This window comes from Enterococcus italicus DSM 15952 (assembly GCF_000185365.1).
GTDB lineage: Bacteria > Bacillota > Bacilli > Lactobacillales > Enterococcaceae > Enterococcus_G > Enterococcus_G italicus.
In genome coordinates, this window is the sequence record NZ_GL622241.1 from 2,023,722 (window position 1) to 2,046,536 (window position 22,815).

The 22,815-nt window shown below is 39.2% G+C and carries 17 protein-coding genes, 3 pseudogenes and 1 CRISPR repeat array; of the genes and pseudogenes, 3 read left to right on the top strand and 17 right to left on the bottom strand.

All coding sequences use genetic code 11. The annotated features are described in order from the left end of the window. Positions 1-231: 231 nt before the first annotated feature. Complete coding sequence (locus HMPREF9088_RS09335) at positions 232-1,407, top strand: ATP-grasp domain-containing protein (RefSeq protein ID WP_007208981.1); 1,176 nt, start codon at positions 232-234, stop codon at positions 1,405-1,407. A 39-nt stretch (positions 1,408-1,446) separates the two neighbouring features. Continuing rightward, positions 1,447-2,185, top strand: a pseudogene (locus tag HMPREF9088_RS09340) (esterase family protein). 44 nt (positions 2,186-2,229) lie between these two features. Here HMPREF9088_RS09340 and HMPREF9088_RS09345 read toward each other — a convergent pair. From HMPREF9088_RS09345 to HMPREF9088_RS09390, 10 genes and pseudogenes are all read right to left on the bottom strand, one after another. Further along, entirely contained in the window at positions 2,230-3,057 is an 828-nt protein-coding gene (locus HMPREF9088_RS09345) for an alpha/beta hydrolase (RefSeq protein ID WP_040366960.1), read from the bottom strand. A 159-nt stretch (positions 3,058-3,216) separates the two neighbouring features. Next, positions 3,217-4,509, bottom strand: a complete 1,293-nt coding sequence (ilvA, locus tag HMPREF9088_RS09350; protein WP_007208984.1) for a threonine ammonia-lyase IlvA — start codon at positions 4,507-4,509, stop codon at positions 3,217-3,219. 10 nt (positions 4,510-4,519) lie between these two features. Next, positions 4,520-5,515: a ketol-acid reductoisomerase gene (gene ilvC, locus HMPREF9088_RS09355; protein ID WP_007208985.1), complete on the bottom strand. Its 996-nt coding sequence runs from the start codon at positions 5,513-5,515 to the stop codon at positions 4,520-4,522. Positions 5,516-5,567: 52 nt separating this feature from the next. Further along, positions 5,568-6,047, bottom strand: a complete 480-nt coding sequence (gene ilvN, locus HMPREF9088_RS09360; protein ID WP_007208986.1) for an acetolactate synthase small subunit — start codon at positions 6,045-6,047, stop codon at positions 5,568-5,570. Next, positions 6,048-7,742 (bottom strand): biosynthetic-type acetolactate synthase large subunit, encoded by a 1,695-nt coding sequence (ilvB, locus tag HMPREF9088_RS09365; protein WP_007208987.1) that lies wholly within the window; start codon positions 7,740-7,742, stop codon positions 6,048-6,050. An 11-nt stretch (positions 7,743-7,753) separates the two neighbouring features. After that, on the bottom strand, positions 7,754-9,445 hold the full coding sequence (gene ilvD / locus HMPREF9088_RS09370) for a dihydroxy-acid dehydratase (protein ID WP_007208988.1): 1,692 nt from the start codon (positions 9,443-9,445) through the stop codon (positions 7,754-7,756). A 444-nt stretch (positions 9,446-9,889) separates the two neighbouring features. Continuing rightward, complete coding sequence (gene dat, locus HMPREF9088_RS09375; protein WP_007208989.1) at positions 9,890-10,762, bottom strand: D-amino-acid transaminase; 873 nt, start codon at positions 10,760-10,762, stop codon at positions 9,890-9,892. A 36-nt stretch (positions 10,763-10,798) separates the two neighbouring features. Next, a complete protein-coding gene (gene hisE / locus HMPREF9088_RS09380; protein ID WP_007208990.1) occupies positions 10,799-11,116 on the bottom strand; it encodes a phosphoribosyl-ATP diphosphatase in 318 nt (105 codons plus the stop codon). Then, positions 11,103-11,453 (bottom strand): phosphoribosyl-AMP cyclohydrolase, encoded by a 351-nt coding sequence (gene hisI, locus HMPREF9088_RS09385; RefSeq protein ID WP_007208991.1) that lies wholly within the window; start codon positions 11,451-11,453, stop codon positions 11,103-11,105. The genes hisE and hisI overlap by 14 nt, the downstream gene beginning before the upstream one ends. Before the next feature lie 12 nt (positions 11,454-11,465). After that, positions 11,466-11,735, bottom strand: a pseudogene (locus HMPREF9088_RS09390) (HisA/HisF-related TIM barrel protein); the annotation flags it as partial. On the opposite strand from HMPREF9088_RS09390, the pseudogene trpA reads away from it, so the two are divergent. Continuing rightward, a pseudogene (gene trpA, locus HMPREF9088_RS09395) lies at positions 11,708-12,384 on the top strand (tryptophan synthase subunit alpha). The pseudogenes HMPREF9088_RS09390 and trpA sit on opposite strands and share 28 nt — an antisense overlap. Before the next feature lie 129 nt (positions 12,385-12,513). Here trpA and HMPREF9088_RS09400 read toward each other — a convergent pair. The 7 genes from HMPREF9088_RS09400 to rarD all read right to left on the bottom strand — a co-directional run bounded on the left by HMPREF9088_RS09400 (position 12,514) and on the right by rarD (position 22,814). Beyond that, positions 12,514-12,864, bottom strand: coding sequence for a DUF2200 domain-containing protein (locus tag HMPREF9088_RS09400; protein WP_007208995.1), 351 nt, complete (start codon positions 12,862-12,864; stop codon positions 12,514-12,516). A gap of 160 nt (positions 12,865-13,024) precedes the next feature. Then, positions 13,025-14,515: direct repeats of the CRISPR family, unit length 36 nt; unit sequence GTTTTGGAAGCATTCGATTCAACATAGCTCTAAAAC. A 118-nt stretch (positions 14,516-14,633) separates the two neighbouring features. Further along, positions 14,634-15,293, bottom strand: coding sequence for a type II-A CRISPR-associated protein Csn2 (gene csn2, locus HMPREF9088_RS09405; RefSeq protein ID WP_007209000.1), 660 nt, complete (start codon positions 15,291-15,293; stop codon positions 14,634-14,636). After that, positions 15,280-15,624 (bottom strand): CRISPR-associated endonuclease Cas2, encoded by a 345-nt coding sequence (gene cas2 / locus HMPREF9088_RS09410; RefSeq protein WP_007209001.1) that lies wholly within the window; start codon positions 15,622-15,624, stop codon positions 15,280-15,282. Before cas2 ends, csn2 begins: the two co-directional genes overlap by 14 nt. Beyond that, positions 15,621-16,487, bottom strand: coding sequence for a type II CRISPR-associated endonuclease Cas1 (gene cas1, locus HMPREF9088_RS09415; protein WP_007209002.1), 867 nt, complete (start codon positions 16,485-16,487; stop codon positions 15,621-15,623). The genes cas2 and cas1 overlap by 4 nt, the downstream gene beginning before the upstream one ends. 2 nt (positions 16,488-16,489) lie before the next feature. Then, a complete protein-coding gene (gene cas9 / locus HMPREF9088_RS09420; RefSeq protein ID WP_007209003.1) occupies positions 16,490-20,482 on the bottom strand; it encodes a type II CRISPR RNA-guided endonuclease Cas9 in 3,993 nt (1,330 codons plus the stop codon). A gap of 231 nt (positions 20,483-20,713) precedes the next feature. Next, on the bottom strand, positions 20,714-21,865 hold the full coding sequence (locus HMPREF9088_RS09425) for a glycerate kinase (RefSeq protein ID WP_007209004.1): 1,152 nt from the start codon (positions 21,863-21,865) through the stop codon (positions 20,714-20,716). 55 nt (positions 21,866-21,920) lie between these two features. Next, positions 21,921-22,814, bottom strand: a complete 894-nt coding sequence (gene rarD / locus HMPREF9088_RS09430; RefSeq protein ID WP_007209005.1) for an EamA family transporter RarD — start codon at positions 22,812-22,814, stop codon at positions 21,921-21,923. Position 22,815: the final 1 nt, after the last annotated feature.

The window sequence follows — 22,815 nt, forward strand, 5'->3', positions numbered from 1 at the left end:
TATGAAACTCAAAATAAGTCCTTAAAAACTAAGTATTTTTGGTTTTAGGTTGAATAATCCTAACTTTTAATTTTGTATAAAAATAATAAAAAATAACCATTTTATACAATCAATTTCCATTTACATTCAAGGGTCAAACTTGCATTTTCATTAAAATTCGATTATAAAATAAGAAATGATTGCGTAATGATGTTTCTACTTCTCATTCACGCTAGAAAGTAAGGTGACACCATGAAAAATTTTGTTTTGATTTCTCCTCATTTCCCGACGAATTTCCTGCCTTTTTCTGCTCGTTTAAAAGAAGCTGGTATGCATACATTAGGCATCGCTGACGTGGCCTATGAGAGCTTACCTGAGGAACTTCGTCAAAACTTAACAGAGTATTACCGTGTCGATAATATGGAAGACTATGAACAAGTCTATAAAGCTGTAGCCTTCTTTGCTTTTAAATACGGCAAAATCGATCGCATCGAATCCCATAATGAGCACTGGTTAGCCCTTGATGCCAAACTTCGCCAAGACTTTAATGTCCAAGGCTATCGCCCAGAAGACGTAGCTATTGTGACACATAAGTCAAAAATGAAGTCTGTCTTTCGCAACATCGGCCTTCCTGTCGCAAACGGCCGGGTGTTTAGCGACGCTGAAGATGCCCTCTCCTTAGCAAATGATCTTCACTATCCAGTCATAGTCAAACCCGATAACGGCGTGGGGGCTGGTGACACATTTAAGCTTGATGATGAAGCTGCTTTAACACACTTTTTAGCAAATCATGCACAAGAATCGACCTATATTATGGAAGAATTTATTCCAGGCGAGATGGTGACCTTTGATGGCTTAACCAACCAAGAAGGTGAGATTGTCTTTTATTCTTCCTTGACGTATAACGCGGCTGTTTTAGAAACTGTGGAACATGATGAAGAAATGTATTTCTTTTTACCTCGGGAAATTCCGGCTGATTTGATTGAGATGGGGACGAAGATTGTCGCTGGTTTTGGTATTTACGAGCGTTTCTTTCACTTTGAGTTTTTCCGCACGTATCCAGACGGTGCCCTCATCCCCTTAGAGGTGAATATGCGCCCACCTGGTGGACCCACAATCGATATGTTTAACTATGTCAATGACTTTGACATCTTTAAAGAATATGCAGCCATTGTGACCAAAGATCAATTCGAAGCACCGATTCGCCGTCTCTATAATTGTGGCTATGTCTCGCGCAAATACGACAAGCACCACTATGCCGTATCAGCTGACGAGTTGTGTCAAACACTAGGATCCGCCTTAATCTCAATCCAGACGATTCCAGGGATTTTCTCTGCTATTTTAGGGGATGAAGGCTACTTGATTCGCTACCCAGAGATTGACGACTTGTTCAATACCATTCAGCTCATCCGTAAAAAAGCCGAATAGCTCGTTTCATTTAAACTACTCAAACGAAGGAGATGCATTATGACCAATGACACATCTTTTTATAGTCAATCACTTAACAGAGAAATGAAGTTTCAAAAATATGGCTATGCGGGAAAACCCATCCTCGTCTTTCCTTCCTCTGGCGGTAGTTCGTATGAATTTGCTGATTTTGGCATGATTGATGCGTGTCAGTCTTTTATCGACCGTAGCTTGTTACAATTTTATACCGCAGATTCTTATGATAATGACTCATGGCTGAACTTAGGGTTATCCGGCCATGAAAAAGTCGAAGCACATGCTCGTTACGAAGCGTATATTTTGCATGAACTCATCCCTTACATCGCGTACGACAGCCAATGGTACGGCAAAATTGCTGCGACTGGCTGTAGTATGGGGGCGTTTCATGCGATCAACTTTGCCTTACGTCATCCAGATATCTTTGATTTGAGCATTGCGATGAGTGGTGTCTATGATGCGCGTTTTTTCACGGGTGAATTTGGTGATGATTTAGCCGTCCATTATCAATCACCACTAGACTATTTGCCGCACACGCATGATGCTTGGTATCTAGATCAATACCGGCATCGTTGCAGTCGGTCAAGGAGCTTGGGAAGGTCCTCATATCGCGGACACAAATAAGCTAGAACACGTCTTTCAAGAGAAAGGCATTTCTGGTTGGTTTGACTATTGGGGGCCGGATGTAGCCCATGATTGGCCTTGGTGGCAAAAGCAGTTACCTTATTTTCTGACAGCACTAGCCAATCAAGGAATTATCTAAAAAAAGACTAGCGCGTTGTCACACAACTTGCTAGTCTTTATTCATCATTTCTCAGCAAAAGAAAATGCTAAAAATTCGCCAAAATGATCGGCCCAATACTTTTCAAAATGTTGTTCATCCGCTAGAATTCTCAGCCAGAGATGATCCATCTCGTGCCCACCTCGTAATAGTGTCTGATAGTACCAGAGTGAGCTATCGATATACGCTTGATTGCTATTTTTGTTTAACAATGCTTGGTCGACCTCGTTGCCTTCATCGGTCCCTACTTGGATGTAAACTTTGGTGTCTTTCTGTAAGGGATGTTTGCTCACGAAGTCTAAAAAGGCTTCCTCTGAAACCCATGAGGCGAGCGAAAAAATCCCTAAAGAGCCGAATACCTCAGGATAGGCCGAGCCCATATACGCCACAATTAACCCGCCCAGTGAGCTCCCCGCACAAAGCGTATACTCGCGGTCTGGCTTGGTCCGGTAGTGCGTATCAATGTAAGGCTTGACGACTGTCGCTACCCACTCGCTATAGACTTGTCCTGCACCTCCACTAAAACCGATTAACGCCTGGTTTTCCACAGATAAAGGCCACGGGGTATACTCATCAAAGCGCGCCTCGCCGGCATTATCAATTGCGACAATCAGCATATCAGGGAACTCGGCCGTCTGTTTCAATAAAGGAATCAATTTCCACGAATGACCCGAGTATGCCTCTTTGCTATAAAAGACATTTTGACCGTCATGCATATAGACGACAGGGTAGTGTTTTTGCGCATGCTTTTCATAATCTTTCGGTAACAATATCCGCACGCGACGTTGATTACCATACGCATCAAGTAAATAATGCGTTTGAATTGGTAAATAATAATGATGATAGTTCTTCACATCCTGACCCCTCTCGTTCACCCTTTTCTTTTATTGTAACAGTTTTTTTCTGTTGTCATGGAAAGTGCAAAAAGAGGTTGTGTCAAAAGCGAATTTCTCGGCGATTACTCAAAAATTTTGAACGGATCGACCGAAGACGCTTTTGTCACAGCCTCTTTTTTAAACCAATAAGGTATATAAGGATTGATTTTCGCTTAGATCAATAAAATTTGGATCAAAGCGAGCAATATTTTGTCTGAGCGGATGAATTGCTTCTCGCTGTTTTAATTGAATACCAATGACAACCGGTCCTGTCCCTCGATTGACTTTTTTTGTGTACTCAAAACGAGTAATATCATCCTCTGGTCCCAAAATATCTGTTACAAACTCACGTAATGCGCCTGGTCGTTGAGGGAAATTTACTAAGAAGTAATGTTTTAACCCTTGATAAATTAATGAACGCTCATCGATTTCTTCCATCCGACTAATATCATTATTCCCACCACTAATGACACAAACAATGGTTTTTCCTTTGATTTCTTCTTTTAGTTGATCTAAGACTGCTACTGTCAATGCGCCTGCAGGTTCGGCGACGATCGCTTGCTTGCTATATAATTCTAGAATTGTCGTACAGACCTGTCCTTCATCTACAGCATCCATGTGATCGACATAAGCCTGAGTGTGGCTAAAAGTGAGTGTCCCAACTTCTTGTACTGCTGCACCATCGACAAACTTATCAATGGTCGGCAAGTGGACGGGGTGGCCTTCGTCTAACGCGCGTCGCATTGATTGCGCGCCAGCCGGTTCGACACCTATGATTTTCGTCGTTGGTGAGGTCGCTTTGACATAAGTGGCGATTCCACTAATTAAGCCGCCACCACCTACTGCAGCGAATACATAGTCGATTTCCAGCTGTTGCTTGGCCGCGTCTTGCATCATTTCGACAGCAAGAGTCCCTTGGCCGGCTATAATATCTGGGTGATTGAACGGATCAATAAATGGCAATTGCTGAGCCGTAGCATATTCCTTGGCAGCGGCAGCCGCCTCATCAAATGTATCACCAATTAAGCGAACCTCAATGTGATCTCCACCGAAAAATTGAACCTGAGAAATTTTTTGATTAGGCGTTGGTGTGGGCATAAAAATCACACCTGGAATTTTCATCTCTTGACATGTATACGCCACACCTTGTGCATGGTTGCCTGCACTTGCACAGACAACGCCCCGTGCCACTTCACGAAATGGCCGATTTTTAATTGCGTAATAGGCACCTCTTAATTTGAACGAGCGTACTTTTTGCAAATCTTCTCGTTTTAAATAAACTTGGCAATCATATTTTTCAGATAGGTAGCGATCAAATTGTAGTGGTGTATGGGTCACTGAATCTCGAATCGTTTCGTAGGCCTCTTCAATCGCTGTTCGCGTCACTAACGCATCTTCCCCTTTAGCCTGAGCTGTACTCACTTGTTCCACTCCCTTGTGATTAGTTTTTTTGTTTAACGAATGGCATCATTTTACGCAATTCATTGCCGACAGCTTCGATTGGATGACCCGCATTTTTCTCACGCATTGCGTAGAAGTTTTTGAAACCATTTTTATTGTCTTCCACAAATCCTTTGGCAAAGTTTCCATTTTGGATATCAGTTAAGACAGCTTTCATATTGGCTTTTGTTTGTTCTGTGATGACACGTGGTCCAGATACATAATCACCATATTCTGCAGTGTTTGAGATTGAGTGACGCATTTGGCCAAAGCCACCTTCATAAATCAAGTCAACGATTAGTTTCATTTCATGACAAACTTCAAAGTATGCTAATTCAGGTTGGTAGCCAGCTTCTACTAATGTTTCAAATCCTGCTTCAATCATACTTGTTAAGCCACCACATAGGACTGCTTGTTCACCGAATAAATCAGTTTCTGTTTCCTCTTTAAAGGTTGTTTCCAATACACCAACTCGTGTTGCGCCAATTCCTTTTGCATAGGCAAGAGCTAGTTCAGTTGCATCGCCAGTAGCATCTTGGTAAACACCAAATAATGCTGGCACAGCAAAGCCTTGAACGAATGTCCGACGTACTAAGTGTCCTGGTCCTTTAGGTGCCACTAAAAAGACATCTACATCAGCAGGAGGAGTGATAACACTAAAATGGATATTAAAGCCATGCGCAAAAGCTAGTGCGTTGCCCGCTTCTAAGTTTGGTGCGATTTCATTTTCGTAAAGGTCACCTTGAATTTCATCTGGTGCTAAAATCATCACGACATCTGCTCGTTTGGTTGCTTCGGCTACTTCATAGACGTCAAATCCGTCTTCTTTAGCTGAATCCGCAGATTTCCCTGGACGAATTCCAATAACCACTTGGTGTCCATTGTCTCGTAAGTTTTGTGCATGCGCGTGTCCTTGTGAGCCATAACCGACAATTGCGATTGTTTTCCCTTCTAGTTTGTCGCTTGCTACTGAGTCATCATAATAAACTTTTGCCATTTTGTGTTCCTCCTTATTTTTTCCCTCTTATTTATTCAAAAAGCAGCTATGCTTAGTGACCTCTTGTAAACCCAGTGGCGCCTGTGCGTGCGAGTTGTTTGATGCCATATGGCGCGACAACTTCGACAAACGCTTGAATTTTTTCGCTGGTGCCAACGACTTGTATCACGATTGTCTTTGAGCTTACGTCGATGACATTGGCCCGAAACGGCTCAATCATCGAGAATATCTCCGCTCTGACTGCTGCGGGAGCATTCACTTTGACCAGTGCAAGCTCTCTTTCAACATGACTCTCATCTGTAATATCCGAAACTTTGATAACATCAATCAGCTTGTTCAGCTGCTTGGTGACTTGCTCTGCTTCCGCTAAATGATCCACTTGTATCACGATGGTAATCCGAGAAGTATGATTCTGTTCGGTATGACCGACTGAGATGCTTTCAATGTTGACTTGTCGGCGACTAAGGACACCACTAAAGCGATTCAAAACACCACTTGTATTGTTGACTGTTGCTGTTACGATTCGTCTCATTTAGTCCACCCCCAGCATTTGATGATTGGCTTTTCCGGCAGGTACCATCGGCAAGACGTGCTCTGTCGGTGATACGAGAACCTCGATGACCATCGGACCTTGATAATGAAAGGCTTCGGTCAACTCTTCTTCAAAAGTCGCAGGGTCAGTTAGTCGTACTCCTTTGATGCGGTAGGCTTGTGCCAATTGCACAAAATCCGGTTGTTCATCAAAGGTTGACTCCGATCTTCTTCCCTCAAAAAAGCTCTCTTGCCACTGGCGAACCATTCCTAGCGATTGATTGTTTAGCAATACGACTTTAATTGGTAGGTTGTATTGATTTAAAATAGCTAGCTCTTGATTGGTCATTTGGAAGCCACCATCACCAACGAACAGTACGACTTCTTTGTCTGGCTGACCAATTTTAGCACCGACCGCAGCCGGAATCCCATACCCCATCGTGCCTAGACCACCGCTCGTAACGAGTTGATGATCATAGTGGAAAGGATAAAACTGCGCTGCCCACATTTGGTGTTGGCCTACATCGGTCACGACGATTGCTTCGCCGTTTGTTAATTCACCGATTTTTTCAATCACCCGTTGTGGCTTGATTTCTTCTGTTTGTGTCCGATCAAAGTTAAATGGATGACGCTGTTTGCGCAATGCATTTAATTTCAGCCAATCCTGACGAGGTTCGATTTCATCGTCCATCGCTAATAGCGCCTGTAAGGTCTGCTTAATATCGGCAACAATTGGAATAGTTGTCTCAATGACTTTTCCAATTTCGGCTGGATCAATATCCACATGTACAACCTTGGCATTTGGCACAAATTCTTTTGGTGAACTGGCGAGACGATCATCAAAGCGTGAACCAAAGTTTATTAGTAAATCACAATCGGTTAACGCCATATTGGCAGCAAAGGAGCCATGCATGCCTCCCATCCCTAAGAAAAGTGGGTGTTCTGTCGGCATGACACCTAAACCGAGCAAGGTCGCTAACGTCGGTAGCTGATACCGTTCAACAAAGGTTTGTAACTCTTTTGCAGCTTGGGCATGAATCACTCCAGCCCCGACAAGTACCAATGGTTTTTCTGCTACTTTTAGTGCTTCCATCACTTTTTTCAGTTGCAATTGATTTGGCTGTGTCGTAGGTTGATAATTTGGCAAGTGGACTTTTTTTGCAGCTTCAGGTACCGTCCGAGCAATACTCATATCTTTTGGCAAATCAATCACGACTGGTCCTTTACGTCCGGTTGTTGCTAAATGAAAGGCTTCTTTGACGATTCGCGGCAAGTCTTCTACCGCGCGTACTTGATAATTGTACTTTGTAATAGGCATGGTAATACCAGTAATATCCGCTTCTTGAAAGGCATCTTTGCCGATTCCTGGTGTTGCTACTTGACCGGTAATGACGACCATGGGCACTGAATCACTCATCGCATCAGCAATGCCGGTAATTGCATTCGTCGCACCCGGTCCACTGGTGACTAAGACGACACCGGGCTTGCCAGTTACTTTGGCATATCCTTCCGCCGCATGAGTCGCCCCTTGCTCGTGACGAGTCAAAATGTGTTTGACTCCTTCGTAAGAATAGAGTGCATCATACAGTGGCAAGACTGCACCACCAGGATAGCCAAAAATGTATTCTGTTCCTTCCGCTTTTAAGCTATCTAAAAGTATCTGAGCACCAGATTTCATCTGATTTTGCTGATCCATAATTGGCCTCCTTAATCAATTAAGTCCTCAGGTAGCTGCATCACACCACCTGTATGAGCAGATGTCACCAGCGCAGTATAGCGTGCGAGCCAACCTGATTTTACTTTTGCTTTGAATTTTGGTACTTGATCCATGCGTTCAGTGATTTCTTCATCAGATAACGCGACATTTAATGTACGGTTCACTAAGTCAATCGTTATTTCATCACCATCTTTGATTGCAGCAATTGGTCCACCTGCAGCTGCTTCTGGCGAAATGTGACCGATAGCAATTCCTCGTGTGGCACCTGAGAAACGACCATCTGTAATTAATGCGACATCTTTCCCTAAGCCGCGACCGACAATACTTGAAGTCGGTGCGAGCATTTCCGGCATACCTGGACCACCTTTTGGTCCTTCATAGCGAATGACCACCACATGTCCTTTTTGGACGGTATTATTATCAATTGCCGCAACGGCTTCATCATGTGAGCCAAAGCAGATGGCTTTTCCTTTGAAGACCTTGATTGAAGGATCGACACCACCGACTTTGATGACACTTCCTTTTGGTGCGATGTTGCCGTATAAGATTGATAACCCACCGACTGGACTATATGGATTTTCTTTTGGATGAATAACTTCAGGATTTTTAATGGTTGCTTCAGCGACATTTTCTCGAATCGTTTTACCTGATACGGTCATGCGATCTGGGTGGATGCAGCCGTCAATAGAGACTAGCTCATTGATAATCGCCGATACCCCACCTGCTTCATGCACATCATGCATCGAATATTGTGATGATGGTGCAATTTTTGATAAGTAAGGTACACGCTTAGCAATCTCGTTGATGTCTTCTAAGCGGTAATCAATTTGAGCTTCATTGGCAATGGCTAACGTATGTAAGACCGTATTTGTCGAACCACCCATCGCCATATCTAACGCAAACGCATCATCAATGGCTTCTTTGGTTACAATGTCCCGTGGCTTAATTTGTTTTTTCACTAGGTCCATTAAATGGAACGCTGATTGACGAACAAGATCACGACGTTCATCCGAGACAGCAAGCACCGTCCCATTACCCGGTAAGGCCATACCTAATATTTCCATTAGGCAATTCATGGAGTTCGCCGTAAACATACCAGCGCATGAGCCACATGTCGGACAAGCATTTTGTTCTAAAGCTTTAAATTCTTCTTCCGTCATTTGACCATCTTTAAAGGCACCGACTGCTTCAAACATCGTCGATAGTGTCGCTGTATGTCCCCGTGGATCAACCCCAGCTTTCATCGGACCGCCTGAACAAAAGATAGCTGGTACATTGGTCCGCATCGCTGCTAATAACATTCCTGGGGTAATTTTGTCACAGTTTGGAATATAAAAGACACCGTCAAACCAGTGAGCATTGATGACTGTCTCCGCTGAATCGGCAATCAATTCACGACTTGGTAATGAATAGCGCATGCCGATATGTCCCATCGCAATCCCATCGTCTACGCCAATGGTATTAAATTCAAAAGGAATCCCTCCTGCTTCACGAATCGCTTCTTTTGCGACATCGGCTAATTCTCGCAAATGCACATGTCCTGGCACAATATCAATATAAGAGTTACAGATGGCTATAAATGGTTTTTGCATATCTCGTGCGCTTTTTACGTGTCCGGTTGCGTATAGTAAACTTCTTGCAGGTGCTGCTTCAATTCCTTTTTTTATTTGATCACTTCGCATGTCTCTCTCTTCCTTTCCTCACTTAACAAAAAAAGCATCCCACAAAATCATGTGGGATGCTGTCAGTCAGAATCCCATCAAAAGCGAATAGGACTCGAACTGTCTCAGTAAAAAACCTGAAAAACATTCTAAGCCCTGGTGCTAATTAATAAGATAATGACTGATTCAATTTTTGGATACTTATTCATAGCCCCTGCTCCTAACTGGATTCTTTTTTAACGTTTGAATTATCTGTCAATTTGTAAGTTGTTGTCAGTTTATAGTTTCTTTCTACCAAAGTCAACTCTTTTTTTCATTTTATTTTTAAATGATTTTAATCTTTCTCTCAAAATATTTGTTTTCTTCGGCAATATATTAGAATGGCTATAAATAATTTATCCGAGTTATAGAAAGAAAAATAGTTATCCTCGTTTAATTGGGAATAACTATTTTTAATTGAAAATTTTATTTTGCTGTTGATCGCAGCGTGATTCCACAATTTTTTTCAATTTCATTTGTGAAGGCCGTTAGGATTTTTTCAGAAACTGGACCAATTTTTCCATTTCCGATTGTCACGTCATCGACTTGACCCACGGCGGTGACTTCGGCCGAGATACTCGAAATAAATACTTCATCCGCTGCTTTTAACTCTGCCAAGGTAAAGGGCCGTTCTTCAAAAGGGATACTCAGTTGCTTAGCCAATGACAATATGACTTGGCGTGTAATGCCATTTAAAATATATTCATTAGCAGGATGGGTAATCAAGACGCCTTCTTTGATGATGGACACATTTGAATGAGAGCACTCAGTCACGGTATCAGGCGAGCGGTAGAAGATAGCTTCTTTCGCTCCTGCTTTTGCAGCTTGATTGGTCGCCATTAGATTGCCGAGTAAGTTCAGACTTTTGATGTCGCAATGGAGCCAGCGTGTATCAGGGACTGTAATCGTCTTAATCCCTTTGCGGTGTTCAGATAAATCACGTGGTGCAGCCATCGTAGTTGCCATAATGGCTGGCGTCAAAGATTCTTGATAGATATGATTGCGTGGCGCTTGCACCCCACGAGACACTTGAAAGTAAATCATCCCAGTCTCCAATTGATTTTTTGCAATCAATTCCGTAAACCAAGCTTTAAACATCTCTTGCGTATACGGAATTGTTAAATCAATTTTTTCGGCGCTTCGATAAAGTCTTTGCATATGCTCTTGAAATGTAAAGAGCTGTCCTTGATAGACGCGGATTGCTTCGTAGATTCCATCACCGAATTGATAACCACGGTCTTCGATATCGACTTTCGCGTCTTTTCGATCAATTATTTTCCCGTTCAATAATACTTTCATCACAATCACCCTTTCTCTTTTAGTATGCTTGAGTCATTAATAATCTTCAACTGTTTTGCGATCATGGATACGACTTTTTTTGCCGATTCTTCCGGCCATCTCTTGCTCGATTGCCTCCAAGCTCACGTCTTTTCCCACTAATAAGACCAATAGATGATACAGTAAATCACTCGTCTCACTGATTAATTCCGCTTGCTCATTTTTAGCAGCGATGACGACTTCTATAGCCTCTTCACCTACTTTTTTTAGAATCTTATCGTCACCTTTTTCAAATAAATAAGAAGTGTATGAGCCTTCTTTCGGTGCTTGTTTACGAGCCAAAATTTCTTGGTATACTTCTTCAATTACAGTCATCTGTCTCTCCCCTTTTCGCTGTCACTGTTCGATAAAAACAACTGTGTGCCCCTGTATGACAAGCGGCACCAATTTGTTTGACACTCGCTAATAAGGTGTCTGCATCACAGTCTACTTTCATTTCTTGCAAATATTGGAAATGTCCACTCGTTGCACCTTTATGCCATAGTTCTTGGCGACTACGCGACCAATACCACCTTTGACCCGAAGCCAGTGTTCGCTCTAGGCTTTCTTCATTCATATAGGCCAATATCAATACTTCTTTCGTCTCAACATCGGTGACAATCACTGGTAGTAAGCCATGTTGCTTTGAAAATGCTAATTCACTGCTCTTCATCCATTCACTCCTTTATAAGCGCACGGGAATACCCGCTTTGGCTAATGTTTGTTTGGTCTGGGCAATGCTTAATTCTCCATAATGAAAAATACTCGCGGCGAGAGCTGCCGTGACAGGTGTTGTTTGGAATACTTCGACAATATCTGCTTCGTTCCCCGCACCACCAGAAGCGATGACTGGCACAGATACAGCCGCACAAATTGCCTGATACAATGCACAATCATAGCCCGACTTGGTACCATCTTTGTCCATCGATGTCACCAATAGCTCACCTGCTCGTAGCAAACGGTGCCACTGCCATTGAAATCGGTGTACCTTTTTCTGATCCTGTTGCAGATGGCCCAGTGATTCAGTTAGCCGGCATAGCAGCTAGATAACAAGGAACCACCTTGAAAAAAATTGTGCACGCCCTACAAGAAATTCATTCACCTGTGCCGTTGATTCTCATGGGCTACACCAATTCCTTCTTTCGTTACGAATTAGAACAATTGGTAGCCAATCTTGCAACGACCGATGTCCAAGGATTCATCATCCCTGACTTACCCTGCGAACATCGCCAAATGATCTTGCCTCTCTTAGAAACGAGTAAGATAGCGTTGATTCCACTTATTTCGTTAACCAGTCCGCTCTCACGCATCCATCAGTTAACCAAAGATGCAGAAGGATTCGTCTATGCCGTGACCGTAAACGGGACGACAGGAACTGGACAATCTTATAAAAACTCCCTAGACGAACATTTACGGCAAGTCACTAAAGAAAGCCCTATACCCTACTTGCCGGCTTTGGTATCTCCACTCCTGAACACGTCCGTCCCTTCCTCACCTGCTGTGACGGTGCAGTCGTCGGATCGACTATCGTCGCATCGCTGAAAGAAAACGGCATCGAAGCAACAGGTGAACTAGTCCATCAATTAACCAAGCCTATAAGATAAAAAAAGGCCAAAAAAATCCAGAAGCAGTTCTCAAACTTTTGGATTTTTTGGCTGTTTGTCGTAGCAACTAGTCTCGCTATTTATTCAGTCTCTTAGCAAAAAATTAAATATGTCCTACTCGAGGCATCTTTATTTCGTGCGCAAAATTTTTTCTATCTTTTTTCCCTTAGCTAATTCATCAACCAACTTATCCATGTAACGAATTTTTTTCATCAATGGATCTTGAATTTCTTCAATTTGCACACCACAAATTTTTCCTTTGATTAATCCAGCTAAAGGATGAATCTCGGCCACTTCAAAAAATTCTTTTAACGTGTGTTTTTCCGTCATCAATGTCTGAAACTGTTCATCTGAAAAACCAGTAAGCCAACTCAATACCGCATCCAATTCCTCTTTGGTACGTTCTTTCCGTTCAATTTTCTTTAGGTAAAGATCATAAACAGATGCAAATGACATATTGTATAAACGCGTATAATCCATATTATTCTCCTTTTTGAGGGTGATTATTCTCAGAGATTCTATCCTCTGTATTGATTATACAAGATATTTTACATAGCCTATGTATTCAAGTCTATAGAAAACACTATTCGAATCAACATAGCTCTAAAACGACCAACGTGTGCAACTGGAAGAAGCATTTGTTTTGGAAGCATTCGATTCAACATAGCTCTAAAACAGTAAAACTCGTCATAGTAAGCACACAATAGTTTTGGAAGCATTCGATTCAACATAGCTCTAAAACGTATCAAAGCCCATCTTGAAAATACTTCCAGTTTTGGAAGCATTCGATTCAACATAGCTCTAAAACTTGCAAGTCTTTCTGCTCTCTCTACAATCGGTTTTGGAAGCATTCGATTCAACATAGCTCTAAAACAACTCACTATGGATGGCGGCTTATCCAAATGTTTTGGAAGCATTCGATTCAACATAGCTCTAAAACTATTTTCGAGGATGATTCTTGCTTTTTCTTGTTTTGGAAGCATTCGATTCAACATAGCTCTAAAACATTTTTATGTACAAACAGGCACACAAAACGGTTTTGGAAGCATTCGATTCAACATAGCTCTAAAACCGGCGTGACAACCGGCAACAATTTTTCGCCAGTTTTGGAAGCATTCGATTCAACATAGCTCTAAAACTGGCATATTGTGCGTAAAAAGCGTAAATTTGTTTTGGAAGCATTCGATTCAACATAGCTCTAAAACCAGGTCTATATGAAGCGTTTAAAAACGTGAGTTTTGGAAGCATTCGATTCAACATAGCTCTAAAACACTATCAGTGTCGTGGATATCCTTTACAGAGTTTTGGAAGCATTCGATTCAACATAGCTCTAAAACATCTTAAAATTAGATCTCTTTGCTTTATCAGTTTTGGAAGCATTCGATTCAACATAGCTCTAAAACCCGTTTTCGGAAGGAAAAATCAACTCGTCGGTTTTGGAAGCATTCGATTCAACATAGCTCTAAAACAATACGATATGGATATTCTCACTAGCTATGGTTTTGGAAGCATTCGATTCAACATAGCTCTAAAACAATTGTACGGCGTAACTCCTGACACCGTAAGTTTTGGAAGCATTCGATTCAACATAGCTCTAAAACGATATATCACCATTTTTGAACAAGGGTATAGTGTTTTGGAAGCATTCGATTCAACATAGCTCTAAAACACGAAAGGTAAAGGATTTGTCATGCTGGGGGTTTTGGAAGCATTCGATTCAACATAGCTCTAAAACGTACTTACGACCTTCAACATAGATCAAATTGTTTTGGAAGCATTCGATTCAACATAGCTCTAAAACTGACTATTGTAAATTCTTTTTTTGCAGTTTGTTTTGGAAGCATTCGATTCAACATAGCTCTAAAACAACCCTAGCGCCATAAGCACGCTATTTAACGTTTTGGAAGCATTCGATTCAACATAGCTCTAAAACTGGGACACTGGTTGGCTATCAAACAACATCGTTTTGGAAGCATTCGATTCAACATAGCTCTAAAACAAGGTGTGCGAAACACAATACAAGAAATAAGTTTTGGAAGCATTCGATTCAACATAGCTCTAAAACAAGGTCAAAGTCATCAAAAAAAGGAGTGAGGTTTTGGAAGCATTCGATTCAACATAGCTCTAAAACCTCGCAGATATTTTTTATCTCCAAAGTTCCGTAATCGCGCTATTCACTCTAGCAAAGTTTCAGAATCGAATGCAGTAAATTTTATCAAATATTCAATTGTCAAGGAACAATTATTTATCTATAAATCTAAATCCAAATAGTAGTCGGAATCTAAAATATACTGTGGCATCCCCTCTACTCTGTGTCCCTCTATCATCAATAATTTAACATGATTCAATTTTACATATTCGTCTAGATATTTCATTTCTTTTTTCGTTAAATAAGTACCCACATTAATAAAAATTAGCAGTTTCTTTTTAGTCAAAAATTTAAAAACTTGGATAATCTCAATTACCTTATCAAAAATTGTATCACTCTTCACCTCAATTTTAATCCCCAATGATTTAAAAAGTTCCTGTATAGTAATTTCGTCATACTCTAAATCCATTTCATTTTCAATCAATTCATAACTGATGATTTCGGTTATTGTGGAAGTCAATTTGTCAATCATCGATTTAACTTCCGGTTGTTGATTCAGCTGATCTTCCAAATCTGCATAGATTAACTTCAAAATCCCCGCAGAATTTATATCATATCCAAAAATATCTGTAATAGTTACTAATTCACTTGATTTTAGTGATTCGTACCTATCATTATATATTTTAAAATCGCCATCTAATTCATATTGATATACTTGCCTAATTATCTGAGAAAATATGATGACATCTTCAATCACTAAAATTGTTAAATCCTCAATTTGAATTGGTTGATCTAAAAGAGTAAAGTTAATCTTCAGCATTTTCACTCTCTCCTAAAATAATTAGTCTGGTATCTGTATTTGAAATGGCTGTATCTCTTTCGCCACTTAAATAAATCATTCTTGCAAATTGTTTTTCAGTCACCGTTAAAATTGTTATAGAGCCCGTATTCGGATTGTGCTCTCTTAGTCTTGCTATCATTGATTTGTTTGCAGTGTCATTTAGCAACAGCTTACTATAAACAGAGTATTGATGCATAATAAAACCTTCACTGAGTAAAAAATTACGGAATTTACGATAAGCTTTTCTTTCACTTGCTGAATCAGTAGGTATATCAAACATTAATAATAATCTCATATATCGATAACTCATATCCTAAATACAGGAACTCCTTTCTGCTCGTTATTCAATACTTTTATAGCTTTTTTCGTATAATCGCTAATGATATTATTCAAAAACATTTCTTTATCATTATATATATATGTGTTTGAAAAAATAGCAAACAATTGGGTTTTGATATGTTTAAAATCCTGATCTTTATTATCAAACACAATTTCGTCAATAATTATACGGAAAGGCTCCATGATATCGCTAGGTAAATTAAAATCATTGAACTGATTTGCATGCTTTAATCCAAACTGAGTCATACAGCCCATGCAAACAATTTCTCGTGCAAACATACTCATTAGTAACGTATATCCATAATTTAATGCTGCATTGATATCATTTTCTTGGTTGCGAGTAAACTTATTTCCAAATAATGCATTAAAATATATTCTCGCTGCGTGTCCTTCTCGATTAGTTGGATCATAAGTTTGCAAATTGTTATATAGCGACAAAATAGCCTGCTCTTTTTCTAGAAGTCCTCTTTTTTTGAGATGATTGCTTTGATTCAAAATTTTCTGACCAATGATTTCTGTCCATACCCAACTTTTCATATCTTCAACCCATGTAAGTTGCTTGGTCAACTGGAGACTACTATCGTGTCGTCCATAAAAAGGCATAATCTTTGCAATAGGTAACCGTTTATCATCACAAAAAATTAATAAGATTTTTTCATCAACAATTCGTTTCATCAGCATCGTTGTAATGGTTATATCTGTTGTCTCGAGTAGAATAGTATCAATTTCTGACAAGTGAATCATTTCTGTCTGCTTAGAACTACGAAAAATAAGATAATTATTCTTGTATGATAGTTTTGAGTGTGTATTGACCACAATCGTTCTCCATCCCATTGTTAGACCTCCGTTAGACGTACCCTTGTCTCATATAGTCCAGTAATCGATTGGTGAATAAAAACCGCATCTATTATTTCACTTATGGAGACATATCGTTTTCTAGGTATCTTCTCACCAAAAAATTCAAAATCTGCAGGAGCTCCCATAGCAGTAAATGTTAATAAGTTAATAAACGATTTTGCTATTTCTTGTTCACTTGCCTTGTGAAAATTATTTTCAAATATTTTTTCTATTTTATTTAGATTTGCATCTGCTGAAATATATTTGCTTGAGAAATCTACAATATATTCAAAAATTTCTCTAAATTTCTCTTTGTTATTTTGAATGTAACTCACGCTATCGCTATTTTTACCATTAATAATTTTTTTCGAATGGTACAATAACTCCATTAAATGTCCTGGAATGATCAACTGGTTTCCTTTTTGAGTTTCAGAAGCACTTGCCACCATTCTTCTACGGCCATTTTCAAATTCAAATAAAGAATATTTAGGTAAAATAGCCTCAACTTTTGGATTATGGTAATCTTTTTTTGATAAATAGAGAATTGGATTTCCCTCAAAACTTTCTCTATCTTGAATTGTTATGCCAACTATTTTAAATGATCTAGCTTTCCTTTTCCCTTTATCAAAACTAAGTAAAATAGCATAGGCAACTACTGGGCTATCAAATCCACCATATTTTTTTGTATTCCATTGCTGCTTTCTTCTAATCAGTTTTTGAGATTCACCTTTTGGTTGTATCGATTCTTTAGAGAACCCACCTTTTTGAATTTCAACTTTCTTCACGACGTTTACTTGATGCATACCTAGTGTCTTAATCACTTGTGCTATTGTTTCTTGCTTATTCCATAAAATTTCTCCATCATCATTGATAATATAGTCTTTGCTAGCAAAATATCTTGTGATATTGCTATAAAATTGTTTTTTTATAGTCGCCTTATTTTGATCATGTATGGAATTTTTACCATACTCTCCATAAACAAATTCTGGCTTCAACTGTGGGTACACTCTCAACAAAGATAGAGCTACTACTGCATTCAAATACGCATCATGAGCGTGATGTAGATCGTTTATTTCGCGCACTTTATAAAGATTGAAAGTCTTTCTAAATTCTGAAACAAGAGCCGATTTCAATGTAATTATCTGAACATCTCGATTATTACTATCTTCGTTAAATTTCGAATCTAAAATTGTCGCTACGTGTTTCGTAATTTGTCTAGTTTCAACTAACTGTCTTTTCAAAAATCCTGCTTTATCACTTTCCGTTAGTTCTTTTTTAGTTAGATTTGTATACTTACGCTCACTTATAAGTTTTGCATTTAGCAACTTTCTCCAAAAGCGATCCATTTTTCTGACCACTTCTTCACTTGGCACATTGTCAGATTTCCCTCTGTTTGACTTAGAAGTAGTCAATACTCGATTATCAATAGAATTATCTGTTAAGAAACTTTGTGGGATAATATGGTCGATATCGTAGGTCGATAGGTGATCGATATCTAATTCATGTCCAGTGTACATATCTTTTCCATTTTGAAGATAGTACAAGTAAAGTCTGTCATTTTGAAGCTGCTTGTTATCAATCGAACTCCCCTTTAAAACACTGTCAGAGAATTCTTTCAATCCATTTTCAATACCTTTCAATCTTGGCTTGGAATTTTGTTTTCCACGACCTGTTGTTTGGTTTTCTCTGGCCATCTCTACCACGATGTTTTTAGGCTTGTAACCCATGATAGCAACAAGCTCATCTACTATTTTTAAGCTCTGTAAGATTCCTTTTTTTATTGCTGGACTTCCACTCAATTCGGAAACAATCTCTTCAGCAGATTGCTGTTCTTTATACGGTTGGCTGTCTTCAATTATTTTCTTAAAAGATAGGTGATCATCGTTAATTAATTGCATGAAATTACGATTTACTATATACGAATCAGATTCATCTTCAATTAAATAATCCAAAATCGTCTTGCCAGAATTTTTGTCGTGAATTCCATCAATTAGTCTAGCTGACAATCTGCCCCACCCAGTATATTTTCTGCGGCTCAATGCTTTTATCGTTTTTGTCGATAAATTCAGTGGTAATTGTTCAAGTTGATTTTGAATCATCGAGCGATCTTCAAAGACAGTTAATACTTTTATTACTTCTTCCAAAGTATCTTGATATTTTTCGTCATCTAAATAGGGATGCAGTTCATCAAATTTTTTCAAATCTAAATATGTCCCAAAATTGGCATTAAATTGCTCTTCAATTCCTTTTACTGATGGGCTTGATATTGATAGTTCGATACGTAAATAGTTTTCTAATTTTTTCTTTGTTACTTTCCTTTCACTTTTAAATAGTTTTTCAAAGATATCTTCTTTTTCTTCGGCTGAAAATCGTTGGAAAACACCTCTATCATCCGCATACAATACTTTTGTCAGTTCATTAAAGACTGTAAACTTTTCATAGATTAAGCTATGTCTAGGCAAAACATTTTCGTTAAGATAAATATCTTTTATCGTCATTCTTTCAATAAAGGCTACTGCTGAAGCATTCTCATCGACAACATCATTCATATTCCAAGGTCGAATTGGTTCATCCGATTTTCTTATATTCCAAGCAAACCTACTTTGCTCATTGTGTTTCGCCAATGGACCAACATAGTAAGGAATTCTTACTTTAAATATTTGTTCTATTTTTTCATGATTTTCTTTCAAAAATGAATAGTATTTTTCTTGTTTTCTCAGTATTGCACGTAATTCTTCTGCATGGACTTGATGCGGGATAACACCATTATCATATATTCTTTGCTTCCGTAAAAAGTTTTCTTGTTCTATTTTCTCAATAAAATACTGGTACCCGCTCTTCTGAACCAAAGTGGTTTTCAAGTATTTATAAAATTCTTCCTCTTTCGTCTTTCCATCAATGTATCCGGCGTATCCATTTTTTGTCGCATCATTAAAAATCTCAGCATACTTATCTGGAATATGCTCTTTTACAAACCTTTTTAATAACTTTAAATCTTTGGCATGCTCTTCATATCTTTGGATCATCGAAGCTGACAACTTTGCCCTTGTTTTCTCCGTTGAAGTTAAAATTCCAGCTAATAAGATTGCTTGATACAAATTTTGTGCTGCTACAAATATATCGCCGTATTCATCACCAATTATTGCTAATAAATTCTCAATGTTTTCTTCATAATCATCCGTTGATAGCTGCAACTTTTGATCTTCTTCAAGTTGGAAAACTTTCTTGAAGTTACCTTGATTTCCTACAATCAACTTGATAAATTGCGCGAAGATTCCTGTTCCTTTTTCATCTGGAAAAAGTTTAAGAACATTATCAGCTCGTTCAGACTTACTTAACTGCTGGGTTAATACTTCAGAAAAATCGATGGACTCATCAATGAATTGAAACCCTTCTAACTCGCTTAATGTCTGATTGTATAGCTGAACAAAAACTTTGGAAAGCTCGATAACTGAGTTGTTCTCAGTATTCAATTCACCTTCAATTAAAAAGTTCCCTCTAAACTTAATAATATGCGCAATAGCCAAGTAAACGAGTCTTAGATCAGCTTTTTCATCACCGTCAGCTAAGTATTTTCTCAAATGATAAATAGTAGGGAACTGCTCATGAAAGTGGATTTCCTCATCCAAAGTACCAAAAATCGGGTGTTTATCATATTTAGCATCGTCTGCAACAAGAAAACTTTCATTTAGCCGATAAAAGAAATTATTGTCCAAATGATTCATCTCTGGTTGAAATATTTCTTGAAGATAGCAAATTCTATTTTTTCTTCTCGCAATTCTTCGACGCGAGGTTCGTTTCATTCTGGCTTCTTGTGCTGTTTGGCCGCTTTCAAATAATCGCACACCCCAAAAATTTTTTTTGATTGATTTCTTTTCCGTATTCCCAAATACGTTCATTTTTTTTGAAATCACTTTGTAATCATCCGTCACAACAGAATAGCCAACAGAGTTCGTACCGATATCCAATCCAATCGTGTAATCATTTTTCATTCTTTTCCCTCCTACTATTTAATTTTTAAAATTAATCGCTTGCAAAAATAAAAATATTTGTTAAACTATATTTGTTGGTAGCATTCGACTCAACATAGCAAGTTAAAATAAGGTTTAACCGTAATCAACTTTTTAGTGGCGCTGTCTCGGCGCTATTTTTTTATCCAAAAAATAAAATTAAATCGCTTACAAAAATTATATCACCTCTTATTTTTTTAATATAGCTATTTTTCATCCCTTTTGCGAAATTTGTAACAAGCGTACGATGTTCTCAACTGTACGAGCCAAGTTCTCTGGTCCAGAGCTCAATGCTTGATCTAGCGAACCCGTTTGTCCGAGGATTCCGAAGATAGCATCAAACCCTTCAGCGTAAAGTGAATCGATGCCCAATCCAATTTTTCCAGCAAATGCAATGGTTGGTTTATGATATTGACGAGCTACTTGAGCGACACCATACGGAGTTTTACCAAATTTGGTTTGGAAATCAATGCCCCCCTCACCAGTAAATACCCAATCAGCCTTTTGAATAGCCGCACTTAACTTTACTTTTTCTGCTACATACTGCACACCCGATACAAAGGTGGCGTTGCCTAGTGCCAGGAGTGGTAGTGCTAGTCCGCCAGCGGCCCCGGAGCCAGGAATGGTATGGAATTCTTTTTTCTCCTTCTTTTCCAATAATGCTACGAAACGTTTCATATTCTCTTCTAAGCGAGTGTAATCGGCTGCAACTGCACCCTTTTGTTTTGCAAATACCGCGGTTGCTCCTGTTTTACCTAAAAGAGGATTGTTGACATCGCTCACTAGCAAAATGGTTTTATTTGCCAGCAGCCTTTTGACTTCAATCAAATCAAGGTGAGCCAATTCTGAAAGTCCAGCATTTCCCCAAGAGATGGGTTGTCCATCTCGACGCATTAGTTTTCCTCCTAGTGCTTGCAACATTCCTGCACCCGCGTCGTTCGTGGCACTTCCACCTAATGTCAGTACGATTGTTTTTACTCCTTTGGCGAGAGCGTCCATGAATAACTCCCCTGTTCCATAAGACGACGTATCCAACGGCTGTCGCTTCTCTTTTGGAACGAGTCCCAGACCACTTGCTTGAGCCATTTCGATAATAGCCGTCTCGCCATTATTTATGATGCCATAAGAAGCCTGAACCATTTGATTTTCTAAAGGACCGTGAACCATCATTGACTGATAGCGTCCTTGTTGTGCCTCTACCAAAACAGCCATCGTCCCTTCACCCCCATCTGCCATAGGAACCTGAAGAATCGTCGCATCTGGCTGCACACGCCGAATCCCGACTGCCATCGCCTGGCAAGCCTCTTGTGCCGTCATACTTTCTTTAAATGAATCTGGTGCCAAAACGTAGACTCGTTTTCCCATCAGCCTTCCCTCCTTTTTATTTCTACAATAGCATGCTCATAAAAAAACCGACAAACTATTTTTTATAAAAAATAGCTTGTCGGTAGCTGTGAATACTGCCAATGGTAAAAATCGCAATGCCTATCCAGATAAAAACAAAAACAATCAATTTATGAGGATCGAATGCTTCGCGAAAAAAAAACACTGCTATCAATAACTGAATTGTTGGATTAATGTATTGAATAAAACTCAAAGTCAAAAAATCCAATGATTTTGCGGCAACTGTAAATAACAGCAAAGGAACAGCTGTAATGACTCCACTCAATACGAGTAAGGAAATCGTTAACCCATCATAAGAGAAGAGAGAGGGTGTCTTTGAGAAAAAGAAATACCCCACCGCCAACGGAAAACAGACTATCGTTTCTAACGTTAGCGAAAAACTAGCTGGTAGTGCAATTTGTTTTTTTAGAACACCGTAAAAACAGAAGGCAAATGCCACAATCATCGTATTGAAAGGAATCGAACCTGTCTGAATCGTTAATAATACCACGCCAATTGTCGCAAACAAAACAGCCAGAACGCTTGTCTTTGTTAGTGGTTCCCGGAAAAAAAACACCGCCACGACCACGTTCAATAATGGCATAATATAATACCCTAAGCTTGCTTCAGTGGCTTGACCATGTCCAACCATATAAATATAGGTTCCCCAATTTAAGGCAATGAAAAGGGAACTTAAAATGACCCAAATAATTTTTCCTGATTGCCATAATGTTTTGACACTCGCAAAAAAAGATGTCCACTGTTTCTGAAAAGACAAAATAACCGCCATAAAAACTAGAGAAAAAATAAAGCGATACCCCAAAATATCAAGAGCTGGTACTTCTTTTAGCAGTGACCAATATAACCCTAACACACCCCAGAGAATATAAGAGCTGACACCTGTTACGATTCCTTTTGTTCGATTTTGCATT